This window comes from Pantoea sp. SGAir0184 (assembly GCF_043544755.1).
Window position 1 is genome coordinate 2,319,259 of the sequence record NZ_CP028050.1, and the last position, 12,122, is coordinate 2,331,380.

The following is a 12,122-nucleotide window of genomic DNA, read 5'->3' on the forward strand; positions in this document are numbered from 1 at the left end:
CGTTATGGATTTCTCCCGCTTTTTTATCGACCGACCGATTTTCGCCGCGGTGCTGTCGATTTTGATATTTACCACCGGACTGATCGCCATTCCGCTGTTGCCGATCAGTGAATACCCCAACGTGGTGCCACCCAGCGTGCAGGTGCGCGCAGAATATCCCGGTGCCAACCCCAAAGTGATTGCTGATTCGGTGGCAACGCCGCTGGAAGAAGCGATCAACGGGGTGGAAAACATGATGTACATGAAGTCGGTGGCCGGCTCAGATGGCGTGCTGGTTACCACCGTGACCTTCCGCCCGGGCACCGATCCCGATCAGGCGCAGGTCCAGGTGCAAAACCGCGTGGCACAGGCTGAAGCGCGTCTGCCGGAAGAGGTGCGTCAGCTCGGCCTGACCACCCAGAAGCAGTCACCTACCCTGACGCTGGTGGTGCATCTGTTCTCGCCCCACGGCAAGTACGATTCGCTCTATCTGCGTAACTACGCCACGCTGAAGGTGAAAGATGAGCTGGCGCGCCTGCCGGGCGTCGGCCAGATTCAGATCTTCGGTGCCGGTGACTACGCGATGCGCGTCTGGCTCGACCCGAACAAAGTGGCGGCGCGCGGCATGACCGCCGGCGACGTGGTCAGCGCCATGCAGGAGCAGAACGTGCAGGTTTCTGCCGGGCAGCTAGGCGCAGAGCCGACGAAGAAAGAGAGCGATTTCCTGCTGTCGATCAACACTCAGGGGCGGCTGGAAGATGAGGCGCAGTTTGGCAACATCATCCTGAAAACCGCCGATGACGGCACGCTGGTGCGCCTGCGTGACGTGGCGCGCATCGAGATGGGCTCCGGCAGCTATGCCCTGCGTTCGCAGCTGAACAACAAGGATGCGGTCGGTATCGGTATCTTCCAGTCGCCGGGTGCAAACGCCATCGACCTGTCGAATGCGGTACGCGCCAAGATGGCCGAGCTGGCAACGCGCTTCCCGGATGACGTGCAGTGGGCCGCGCCTTATGACCCGACGGTGTTCGTGCGTGACTCGATCCGCGCCGTGGTCCAGACGCTGTTCGAAGCCATCGTGCTGGTGGTGCTGGTGGTGATTCTGTTCCTGCAGACGTGGCGCGCCTCGATCATCCCGCTGCTGGCCGTGCCGGTGTCGGTGGTCGGTACCTTCAGCGTGCTCTATCTGCTGGGCTTTTCGCTCAATACCCTGAGTCTGTTCGGGCTGGTGCTGGCGATTGGGATCGTGGTCGATGACGCCATCGTGGTGGTGGAGAACGTCGAGCGTAACATTGAGCAGGGCTTAACACCGGTGGCGGCCGCTCACCAGGCGATGCGCGAGGTCTCCGGGCCGATTATCGCCATCGCGCTGGTGCTGTGTGCGGTATTTGTGCCGATGGCCTTCCTCTCGGGCGTAACCGGTCAGTTCTATAAGCAGTTTGCCGTGACCATTGCCATTTCGACGGTGATTTCGGCGATTAACTCGCTGACGCTCTCTCCGGCGCTGGCGGCGAAACTGCTGAAGGCGCACGGTGCGCCGAAGGACCTGCCGACGCGCCTGATCGATCGCCTGCTGGGCTGGGTGTTCCGGCCGTTTAACCGCTTCTTCCAGCGCAGCTCAGACGGCTATGAATCGATGGTCGGCAAAACCCTGCGCCGGCGCGGTGCGGTGTTTGGCGTGTACGTGCTGCTGCTGGCCGGTGCCGGCTTTATGTTCCATACCGTGCCAGGTGGCTTTATTCCGACGCAGGATAAGCTGTACCTGATTGGTGGCGTGAAGATGCCGGAAGGCTCATCGCTGGCGCGTACCGATGAAGTGATTCGTAAGATGAGCGAAATCGGCATGAACACCGAAGGCGTGGCCTACTCCGTCGCCTTCCCCGGCCTGAATGCGCTGCAGTTCACCAATACGCCGAATACCGGCACGGTGTTCTTCGGTCTCAAGCCGTTCAGCGAGCGCAGCCGCACTGCGGCGGAAATCAATGCTGAGATCAACGCGAAAATTTCCAAAATCCAGCAGGGCTTCGGATTCTCCATCATGCCACCGCCGATCCTCGGTCTGGGCCAGGGATCGGGCTATTCGCTGTATGTGCAGGACCGTGCGGGCCTGGGCTATGGTGCGCTGCAAACCGCGATTAATACCCTGTCCGGTGCGGTGATGCAGACGCCTGGCATGATGTTCCCGATCTCCTCCTATCAGGCCAACGTGCCGCAGCTGGATGTGCAGGTCGATCGCGACAAAGCCAAAGCACAAGGCGTATCGCTGACCGATCTGTTCACGACGCTGCAGGTGTATCTGGGTTCCTCTTACGTCAACGACTTCAACAAGTTTGGTCGTACCTGGCGTGTGATGGCGCAGGCTGACGGGGATTTCCGCGACAGCGTGCAGGATATCGCGAACCTGCGCACCCGTAACGATCGCGGTGAGATGGTGCCGATTGGCAGCATGGTGAACATCACCACCACCTACGGTCCGGACCCGGTGATTCGCTATAACGGCTATCCGGCGGCCGACCTGATTGGCGATGCCGATCCGCGCGTGCTCTCTTCCGCGCAGGCGATGGAGAAACTCGAGGCGATGTCCAGCCAGGTGCTGCCGAACGGCATGAATATCGAATGGACCGACCTGAGCTATCAGCAGGCAACCCAGGGCAACACCGCGTTTATCGTGTTCCCGGTGGCGGTGCTGCTGGCGTTCCTGGTACTGGCGGCGCTGTATGAGAGCTGGACGCTGCCGCTGGCAGTGATCCTGATCGTACCGGTGACGATGCTATCCGCACTGGTCGGCGTGTGGCTGACCGGCGGCGATAACAACGTGTTTGTCCAGGTCGGTCTGGTGGTGCTGATGGGGCTGGCATGTAAGAACGCCATCCTGATCGTCGAGTTCGCCCGTGAACTGGAGATGCAGGGCAAAGGGATTGTGGAGTCGGCGCTGGAAGCCTGTCGCCTGCGTCTGCGCCCTATCGTTATGACCTCCATCGCCTTTATCGCCGGCACCGTGCCGCTGATTCTGGGCGAAGGTGCGGGCGCCGAAGTGCGTGGCGTCACCGGCATTACCGTGTTCTCGGGCATGCTGGGGGTTACGCTGTTTGGCCTGTTCCTGACGCCGGTGTTCTACGTGACGCTGCGTAAGCTGGTGACGCGCAAGCAGCAGCCGGCGGTGGAAACGCAGACGGTGTAAACGCTAAGGAGTAAAACCCATCCGGGCCATCGTGCCCGGATTTTTTTTACCTGGCGCAGCATGACGATGTTACACAGTAACAGCGCGCCTCTGCGCCAGAGCACAGCAGCGGGATTTCACAGGATTTACAGGGGTAGACTGCGCGTGCAGCAGCGGAATGGCAAGGTGCGCATCAGCGATGCGCACGCGAGGTTAGCGATCTTTTTTGCAGAGTTCGGCGATTTCGAGGTCAGGCAGCGGTTCGCAGTTGCTGGTATCGTGCTTTTTCAGCTCGTTAAGGGCATCGGCGACGGTGCGGGTTTCCAGCACTTTAAGCGACGCCTCTTCCGCTTGCTCCGCGATCGATTTGAAGTACCAGCACAGGTTGGCGCTGACCAGACAGCGCGGTGCGACATCGGGGCGCGACGCCCACAGTTTTTTGTCTTCAATCACTGAGGTGTAGATATCGCGCAGCGTGATCTCAGCGGCCGGACGACCCAGATGGATCGAGCCGGTACGGCCAAGCGTCGAGACAATGATGCCATCGCGCGTTAACGGAACCATGAGTTTCCGAATGAAACTGGGGTTCGCTTCAAGACCGTACGCCAGAATGGCACTGGTCGAGCGTTTACCCAATTGCTCCGCCATCGCTACGCTCAAAACCATCTGCAAAGCTGTCGGGAAGCGGTAATCAAGCATTTCTGTTTCCTGAGTTGCGGCCTATCTTCTTGTTTTCATACCGCGGCAGTGAATAATCAATGAGCAATAAATATAACAAACACTGTTGCTTTTTAGAATACCGAAAATGCTTTCCACTCGTGACTAACCTGCGCTATTACCCGCCTTGATATCGACTTAACTTATTGAATTGAAATAAAAAGATTCCAATAGCACATGCCGCTGACCGCTTTAGCACTCTGAGCCTTGCGCAACAATATGCGCGACGTGTCACTTTTTTGCCCCTACCGCTGTAGCTGCAGGCTGGCAAAGGACGTTGTGACAAAGGGACGATTATTTCTGCACGCGTGGTGCGCCATGTGCGCAACCCACTCTCAGACAAGCCATTGTTTCTGTCTAAGAAACAAAAACACACCGGCGAAGGGGGCGGCGTCAGGGTCGATAAACCGTCTTCTGAAAGGAATAATATTGATCCGGGTCAGGATTCCCTTGCTATTTTTTGCACAAAATGCGCGCCGTTACTATTTTCGAGGCGCGAAATAATGTCTGTATTATCTCCGGTCGTCGGCGCATTATTGCTGACCGTTCTCCCGCTGACGGTGGGCATCATCACGGCGGCAACCAGCTGCCTGAACGCGCCAACCTTATGGCAATGCGTGCGGATGGCACCGCTGCCTTTCGTTGTCTCGGCTGGCTGCACTCTGCTGTTAAGCGCGTTGTGTTGCCTGCTGCAATATTTGACGGATCGCCACTAAAGCGCAGCAGCGCCCATCTCTGCCCGTTAGCCGTCAGTGGCGATTTCAACCTGCGGATTCCGGAGCGCCTGCCGGCAATTTCCGCTTCAGCACCACCACCAAAAGCACGTTGATGAGCGCCAGCCCGCATAACAGCCACAGCGTAGCCTGCGCGCCGGAATGCTGGAAAATATAGCCGCCAATCAGCGGCGTGAGCGCCTGACCAATCAGCGCCGGTCGCGCCATGCGGCCAACCACAATGGCGTACTCTTCCGGTTTTACCATCGCCAGCGGCAACGTACCGCGCACGATAGCCCGCAAGCCATTTCCTGCACCGTACAGCACCATACTCACCAGCGCCCACGCGGGATAACAGGCCAGCAGCAGTAATCCCAGCGCCACCAGTCCGACCGAGAAGAAAGTGGTCCAGATGGGATGGCCGCGTTTGAACGTCATATCGACAATGCGCGACGCCACCTGGCACGGCCCCAGCAGCGTGCTGATCGCCAGCGCGGCGCTCAGCGAATGCCCGCTCGCCTGCAGCAGGGTAATCAACTGCACCGATATCGCCGTCATGATCACCGACGCGAGGGTAAAGATGCTGCACAGCAGCCAGAACAGCGTGGGGGCCAGCGAATTCTGTGCGGTATGCTGTTGCGTGGCTTTTGGTATGGATGGCGTGCGCGGCGCTGGCAGCGCATACAGGTAAGCCGGCAGCACCGCCAGACACAGCAGCGCGGCAATAGCCAGACAGGCGCCGCGCCACTCCAGCCAGTGGATCAGCAGCGCGATGCCGGGCCACACCAGCGAGGTGCAGAATCCTGAAATCAGCGTAATACCGGTAATCGCGCCACGCGCCTGGCCGCCATATAAGGTGCCCAGCGTGGCGAACAGCGCGTCATACAGGCCCATCGCCATGCCCGCGCCGATAATCAGCCAGGCGAACAGAAACAGCGGCAAACTGTGGCTCAGCGCCATGATCACCAGCCCGAGCGCCATCACCGCCCCGCTCGCCGCCAGCAGTCGGCGACCCTGTGCGCGGGCAATCAGCCGGCCGCACAGCGGTGCCAGCAGGCCGGAGACCAGAATGCCGAGCGAAAGTGCGCCATACACCCACTGCTGCGACCAGCCGGTTTCCGCGATGATTGGGTTAGCCATCACGGCCATCAGATAAAACGATCCGCCCCACGACAGGATCTGCACCGCGCCGAGCGTGACGATAGCGGGCGCGCCCGGTTTTGGCTGATACTCCACAGCTAATATCCGTTAACAGGTAAATCACGGTTATAACATGTTCATCCGGCAGGAAAAATGCCCGCGCGTCCTGTTGAGCCGAATTCCACGCCGGGGTTTCAGCGACTGGATGGATAAACCCTATTATAGTATGTTGTAACTAGTATGCCTGCTTGCTCGCCGCGTCATTCAGTGCCACCCTTTGGTATGTTGTAACTATGGAGAACCGCGATGGCTCGCTATGATTTGGTGGCTGATTTACATGAATGCGTCAATACGCTGGAGCGCGAACTCACTGCACTGCGGGCGTCGGTTGAACAGCAGCCGCTGTTGCTGGCGCGCGTGTTCAGCCTGCCTGAGATCGAGAAAGGCAAAGAGCATGATGAAATAAACCGCATCGCGGTGACCCAGCATCTCGGTAAACGCGCGCGCGAAATGGCCCTCGCCCACTACTGTCGCCTGTTTATGCAGCATCAGTCAGAAAAACTCAGCACCAAAGCGGCGGTGCGTCTGCCTGGCGCCCTCTGCATTGAGGCGGATGAGGCAGCCAGCCAGCGACTGGAGCAGCAGGTCACGACCATCAACACCCTCAAGCAGCGGCTGGAGCAATTGATCACCGTCGACTCCGGCCTGCCGAGCGAGGCGCGTTTTGAGTTTGTGCACCAGCATCTGCGTGGCCTGATCACCCTCAACGCCTACCGCAGCGTCACGCTACTGCAGGCGCCGGATACGCTGCGTTTTGGCTGGGCGAATAAAAACATCATCAAGAAGGTGACGCGCGAGGCCATCGTCGGGCAGCTGGAGCGCAGCCTGAAGGCGAACCGCGCGCAGGCGCCGTGGACGCGCGAACAGTGGGCTGAGAAAGTGCAGCAGGAGCTGGAGCGGGTGCGGTCATTGCCGGACGGCGCGCAGCTGAAGATCAAGCGGCCGGTCAAAGTGCAACCTATCGCGCGGCTGTGGCGCGCCAGCGAGAAAAAACAGCTGCAGCTGGCCTGCCCTTCGCCGCTGCTGGTGTTGTGCCGCGATCGTACGCAGGTGCCGACGCTGGGTGAACTGCTGGATTACGATGCTGAAAACATCGCGCACCGTTACAAGCCGCTGGCGCAGCCGCTGCATCTGATCATCCCGCGGCTGCATTTATGGAGTGACCGTCTGTAAGGCAAAAAAACAGCGCGACAGGTCGCGCTGTAGTGTCCGGCAGTAAAGCTATTGCTTCATGCTGCCAACCATCTCTTCCGGCCGCACCCATTCGTCAAACTGCGCTTCGGTCAGGTAGCCGAGCTGCAGCGCCGAGGCTTTCAGCGTCAGCCCCTGTTTGTGCGCCTGCTTGGCAATTTCCGCCGCTTTGTCATAGCCGATATGGGTATTCAGCGCGGTAACCAGCATCAGCGACTCGTTGAGCAGCTGATCGATGCGCTCGCGGTTGGGCTCAATGCCCACCGCGCAATGGTGATTGAAGCTGTCCATGCCGTCGGCCAGCAGCCGTACCGACTGCAGGAAGTTGTGGATCACCATTGGCCGGTAGACGTTGAGTTCGAAGTTTCCGGACGCACCGCCCATGTTCACCGCCACGTCATTGCCCATCACCTGGCAGCACAGCATGGTCAGCGCTTCACACTGCGTTGGATTGACTTTGCCTGGCATGATCGAGCTGCCGGGCTCATTTTCCGGGATGCTGATTTCACCGATGCCGCAGCGCGGACCGGACGACAGCCAGCGCACGTCGTTAGCGATTTTCATCAGCGAGGCGGCCAGGCCTTTCAGCGCGCCGTGCGCATGCACCAGCGCATCGCAGGTCGCCAGCGCTTCAAACTTGTTGGGCGCAGTGACAAAGGGTTGCTGCGTCAGGTCGGCCAGCGCTTTCGCCACGCGCACCGCATATTCCGGATGGGTATTCAGGCCGGTACCGACCGCCGTGCCGCCCAGCGCCAGCTCGGCGACGTGCGGAATACTGTGTTCGATGTGCTTCAGATTGTGCTCCAGCATGGCAACCCAGCCGGAAATCTCCTGGCCGAGCGTCAGCGGTGTGGCGTCCTGCAGGTGGGTACGACCAATTTTAACGATGTCTTTAAACGCGGCGGATTTCTCGCTCAGGGTATTTTTCAGCACCTCAATTTGCGGAATCAGCTGTTCGCGCAGCGCAATCACCGCGGCAACGTGCATCGCCGTCGGGAACACATCGTTGGAGCTCTGGCTCTTGTTAACATCATCATTCGGATGCACTTTGCGCGACATGCCGCGCTCGCCGCCCAGCAGTTCGCTGGCGCGGTTCGCCAGCACTTCATTCATGTTCATGTTGGTCTGGGTGCCGGAGCCGGTCTGCCAGATGGCCAGCGGGAACTCGTCGCTGTGCTGGTCGGCCAGCACCTCGTCAGCGGCGTCGATAATCGCCCCGGCCCGTTCAGCCGGCAGCAGCCCCAGATCGCGGTTAACCAGGGCGGCGGCGCGCTTGGTCAGCGCCAGCGCATGCACCAGCGCCACGGGCATCTTCTCGGTGGAGATACGGAAGTGCTCCAGCGAACGCTGCGTTTGTGCGCCCCACAACTTATCTGCCGGAACTTCGATCGGACCCATTGAATCTTTTTCAATGCGGTTGGCTGCCATGACTACGTCTCCTTAGCTCAGATTTTGAGGTTTCCGCCTAAGTCGTCTTCCCGCGACGCCTTAGAGCGAGCAAGATTGTCACATACAAGAAATTAACATTATGCGAGCCCATCGCGTTTATTGCACTTGTTCGTGTATTTTCTATGGCACTTTCTGCTTTAATACGCTTATTTACTTACCGTTATTAAGGGTAAACGATGCAAAAATTGAACAATTCGCTGCAAAATTATGCATGGGGCAGCAAAACCGCGCTGACCGAACTCTACGGCATCGAAAACCCGCAGGGATTGCCGATGGCGGAATTATGGATGGGCGCGCACCCCAAAAGCCCCTCTACCGTTGAAGTGAATGGCGTCACCCGTTCGCTGCGTGACGTGATCAATGACGATCAGGTCGCGACGCTGGGGGCTGCGGTAGCGCAGCGTTTCGGTGAGCTGCCGTTTCTGTTTAAAGTGCTGTGCGCCGATCAGCCGTTATCAATTCAGGTGCATCCCAGTAAAACTGCCGCAGAAGCCGGTTTCGCGCGTGAAAACGCGGCGGGCATTCCGCTCAGCGCCGCCGAGCGCAACTATAAAGATGCTAACCACAAGCCCGAACTGGTGTATGCCCTGACGCCGTTCCAGGCGATGAACGGCTTTCGCGAACTGCCTGAGATTGTCTCGCTGCTGGAGCCGGTCGCGGGCGCGCATCCGCAGATCGCCCATTTCCTCGAAAACGCCAGCGAAGCCGCACTGGCTAAACTGTTCGCTACCCTGCTGTCGCTGAAAGACGAAAGCAAATCCCGCGCACTCGGCGTGCTGAAATCCGCGCTGAACGCGCGCGAAGGCGAGCCGTGGCAGACCATCAAAACGATCGCCAGCGACTATCCGGACGATAATGGCCTGTTCTCACCGCTGCTGCTGAATGTCATCACCCTGCAACCGGGTGAGGCGATGTTCCTGTTCGCCGAAACGCCGCATGCCTATCTGAAAGGCGTGGCGCTGGAAGTGATGGCCAATTCGGATAACGTGCTGCGCGCCGGCCTGACGCCGAAATTCATTGATATTCCGGAACTGCTGGCCAACCTGAAGTTCGAGGCCAAACCGGCGGCGACGCTGCTCACACAGCCGCAGGCACAGGGCGACAGCCTCAACTTCCCGATTCCGGTAGAGGATTTTGCCTTCGCCATCCATACGCTTTCGGCCACGCCGCAAACGCTGGCACAGCACAGTGCCGCCCTGCTGTTCTGCATTGAAGGCCAGGCGGTGATTGAAAAGGCCGGACAGCAGCTGGTACTGCAACCGGGCGAATCCTGCTTTGTCGCAGCCAGCGAGTCGCCGGTGAGCGCGGCGGGGACCGGTCGTCTGGCGCGGGTGTACAACGCGCTGACGTGAGGCGGCTGACGCCTGCAGCATTAACTGCTATTATTTCAAACTATTAATTAAAAAACGCCTGCGGGCGTTTTTCTTCACCCGTCGCGCGGCCCAACGGTATGCGCACGCAAGGATAAGGACGACTCAGCGATGAAAAAGACCAAGGTTGCCGTAGGTGTGATTGTGGCGCTCGGCGTAATCTGGACTGGCGCAGCGTGGTTTACCGGTAAACAGCTGGAAAGCCACATGGATGAGATGCTGCAAAATGCCAACAGCCAGATTAACACGTACGCGCCGAATAGCCGTCTGACGCTCAGCTATCAGGATTACCAGCGTGGCGTATTCAGCAGCAAAACCAAACTGGTAATTCAGGCCAGTTCGCAGACCGAAGACAATCCGTTGCTGAAGCCGGGCCAAAGCATCGTGCTCAACGAAACCATCGACCACGGTCCTTTCCCGTTTGCTCAGCTGAAGCGCGGCAACCTGATCCCCAGTATGGCCTCGGTGCACACCGAACTGGAAAACACCGATGCGGTGAAGAAACTGTTTGAACTGACCCAGGGCAAATCGCTGGTTAATGCCGATACCCGCGTCGGGTACAGCGGCGCGACCGATACCGCGCTGCACCTGCTGCCGGTGGATTACAGCAATGCGCAGACCGGTGATCGCCTCGCCACTAACGGCGGCACGCTCAACGTCAGCGCGGACAGCAAAGGCGACAAAGTGAGTCTGCAGGGCGACTTCTCCAGCATCGCCGTCACCAGCAAAAACCAGCTGCAGCAACCGGTGCTGTTTACCCTTAACGGTCTGAAGCTGGGCGGTGACACCCACCTGAGTCCGGAAGGCGTGCGCGTCGGCGACCAGACCATCACGCTGGATAAGCTCGACGCCAGCATCAACGGTCAGGAAGGCCTGACGCTGGAGAAGCTGGACGGGAAGTCCTCATTCGACAACAAAGACGGTAAGATTGGCGGCCAGATTGATTATCAGGTCGACAACATCAGCCTGCAAAAACAGCCGTTCGGCGAAGCCAAACTGGCGATGAAATTTGCGCAGTTTGATGCTCAGGCGGTGAAAACCTTCTCTGACCAGTACAATGCGCAGATGCAGGATCTGCTGAACCAGCCTGGCGTGGTGGACGATCCTATCCGCTACCAGGCCAGCGTGCAGACCATCCTGAGAAATAACCTGCCGACCCTGCTGAAAGGTTCGCCGACCGTGAGCGTGGCGCCGCTGAGCTGGAAAAATGACAAAGGCGAGAGCACGTTCAACCTTAACGTCGGTTTTAACGATCCGGCAACCGTCACCGGTGAACCGCAGAGTCTGGGTGCCGCCGTGGATCGCGTGCTGAAAACGCTCGACGGCAAGCTGAGCATCAATATGCCGATGGCGACCGAAGTGATGCGTCACGTCGGGCTGGCGGAAGGTTATCAGGGTGATGATGCGCAGAAGCTGGCCGATCAGCAGGTAAAAGGTCTGGCGGCGATGGGCCAGATGTTCCGTCTGACGCAGCAGCAGGACGATAACATCACCACCAGCCTGCAATACGCTAACGGTCAGGTCACCATGAATGGCGACAAAATGACGCTGGAGCAGTTCCTGTCGCGCTACATGTTAGGCGCGCCAACCAGCGAAGGCATGCCAGAGTAATCCCCGCGGCAGCCCGCTCCGGGCTGCCGTTTTCCCCCCGGCAAAAAAATTTCACCCTTTTCTGCATCCGTTCAGCCGCACCGTACGTATATCCCTTTGTGAGCACCCTTCTGCTCCTTCAATGAGGATATATGATGAAAAAGTTAATCAGTTATGCCGTCCTGTCTGCCGCCCTGCTTGGCGCGAACGCTGCGATGGCGGCCATGCACGCCGATTCGGTGATGGTAGGCGGCGCGGCAATGTATCCACAAAAAAACATTATTGAAAACGCCCTGAACTCGAAGGACCACACTACGCTGGTCGCCGCCGTTAAAGCCGCGGGTCTGGTCGATACCTTACAGGGCAAAGGCCCGTTTACGGTGTTTGCGCCGACTAACGCCGCCTTTGCCAAACTGCCTGCCGGCACCGTTGATGCACTTCTCAAACCGGAAAACAAAGCCAAACTCACCAGCGTGCTGACCTACCATGTGGTCGCCGGTAAATATGATATGAAAGCGCTGGAGCAAAAAATTAAACAGGGTGGCGGTAAAGCCGAATTGAAAACGGTGAATGGTCAGCCGCTGTGGATTATGAGCAACGGGCCACACAATATTCAGCTGAAAGATGGTCAGGGTAATGTGGCAAATATCAGCACTTATGATGTAAACCAGAAAAATGGCGTCATTGACGTTATTGATACCGTCTTAATGCCTGAATAACTGTCTATACTCGGTAAGGTTAAACAAACCGGCC

General features: G+C 58.5%; 9 protein-coding genes. 6 read left to right on the forward strand and 3 right to left on the reverse strand.

Annotated elements, in window-relative coordinates:
• Positions 1-4 precede the first annotated feature (4 nt).
• Positions 5-3,160 carry a multidrug efflux RND transporter permease subunit OqxB gene (gene oqxB, locus C1N60_RS10875; RefSeq protein WP_058758475.1) on the forward strand — a complete coding sequence of 1,052 codons (3,156 nt, stop codon included), beginning with the start codon at positions 5-7 and terminating at the stop codon, positions 3,158-3,160.
• Positions 3,161-3,352: 192 nt separating this feature from the next.
• Here the strand turns inward: oqxB and C1N60_RS10880 are convergent, their stop codons facing one another.
• Entirely contained in the window at positions 3,353-3,838 is a 486-nt protein-coding gene (locus C1N60_RS10880; RefSeq protein WP_031279147.1) for an RrF2 family transcriptional regulator, read from the reverse strand.
• Between the two features lie 338 nt (positions 3,839-4,176).
• On the opposite strand from C1N60_RS10880, the gene C1N60_RS10885 reads away from it, so the two are divergent.
• A complete protein-coding gene (locus tag C1N60_RS10885; RefSeq protein WP_394520834.1) occupies positions 4,177-4,572 on the forward strand; it encodes a hypothetical protein in 396 nt (131 codons plus the stop codon).
• A 45-nt stretch (positions 4,573-4,617) separates the two neighbouring features.
• Here the strand turns inward: C1N60_RS10885 and C1N60_RS10890 are convergent, their stop codons facing one another.
• Positions 4,618-5,805 carry an MFS transporter gene (locus C1N60_RS10890; protein WP_394520835.1) on the reverse strand — a complete coding sequence of 396 codons (1,188 nt, stop codon included), beginning with the start codon at positions 5,803-5,805 and terminating at the stop codon, positions 4,618-4,620.
• A gap of 210 nt (positions 5,806-6,015) precedes the next feature.
• On the opposite strand from C1N60_RS10890, the gene tus reads away from it, so the two are divergent.
• A complete protein-coding gene (gene tus / locus C1N60_RS10895; RefSeq protein WP_059008706.1) occupies positions 6,016-6,942 on the forward strand; it encodes a DNA replication terminus site-binding protein in 927 nt (308 codons plus the stop codon).
• Between the two features lie 48 nt (positions 6,943-6,990).
• On the opposite strand, the gene fumC is transcribed toward tus, so the two are convergent.
• The gene (gene fumC, locus C1N60_RS10900; protein ID WP_394520836.1) at positions 6,991-8,388 is read right to left on the reverse strand and encodes a class II fumarate hydratase; all 1,398 of its coding nucleotides are present in this window, start codon (positions 8,386-8,388) and stop codon (positions 6,991-6,993) included.
• A 197-nt stretch (positions 8,389-8,585) separates the two neighbouring features.
• Here fumC and manA point away from each other — a divergent pair, with 197 nt between their 5' ends.
• The 3 genes from manA to C1N60_RS10915 all read left to right on the forward strand — a co-directional run bounded on the left by manA (position 8,586) and on the right by C1N60_RS10915 (position 12,088).
• The gene (gene manA / locus C1N60_RS10905) at positions 8,586-9,761 is read left to right on the forward strand and encodes a mannose-6-phosphate isomerase (RefSeq protein WP_282996189.1); all 1,176 of its coding nucleotides are present in this window, start codon (positions 8,586-8,588) and stop codon (positions 9,759-9,761) included.
• Positions 9,762-9,890: 129 nt separating this feature from the next.
• Entirely contained in the window at positions 9,891-11,390 is a 1,500-nt protein-coding gene (locus C1N60_RS10910; RefSeq protein ID WP_394520837.1) for a YdgA family protein, read from the forward strand.
• Between the two features lie 134 nt (positions 11,391-11,524).
• Positions 11,525-12,088, forward strand: a complete 564-nt coding sequence (locus C1N60_RS10915; protein ID WP_031279149.1) for a fasciclin domain-containing protein — start codon at positions 11,525-11,527, stop codon at positions 12,086-12,088.
• The last annotated feature ends 34 nt before the right edge of the window (positions 12,089-12,122 follow it).

Bases quoted from the DNA above. Each gene is read 5' to 3' on its own strand.
- C1N60_RS10910 (WP_394520837.1), top strand. From the start codon at position 9,891: ATGAAAAAGACCAAGGTTGCCGTAGGTGTGATTGTGGCGCTCGGCGTA.
- oqxB (WP_058758475.1), top strand. From the start codon at position 5: ATGGATTTCTCCCGCTTTTTTATCGACCGACCGATTTTCGCCGCGGTG.
- C1N60_RS10880 (WP_031279147.1), bottom strand. From the start codon at position 3,838: ATGCTTGATTACCGCTTCCCGACAGCTTTGCAGATGGTTTTGAGCGTA.
- fumC (WP_394520836.1), bottom strand. From the start codon at position 8,388: ATGGCAGCCAACCGCATTGAAAAAGATTCAATGGGTCCGATCGAAGTT.
- tus (WP_059008706.1), top strand. From the start codon at position 6,016: ATGGCTCGCTATGATTTGGTGGCTGATTTACATGAATGCGTCAATACG.
- C1N60_RS10915 (WP_031279149.1), top strand. From the start codon at position 11,525: ATGAAAAAGTTAATCAGTTATGCCGTCCTGTCTGCCGCCCTGCTTGGC.
- manA (WP_282996189.1), top strand. From the start codon at position 8,586: ATGCAAAAATTGAACAATTCGCTGCAAAATTATGCATGGGGCAGCAAA.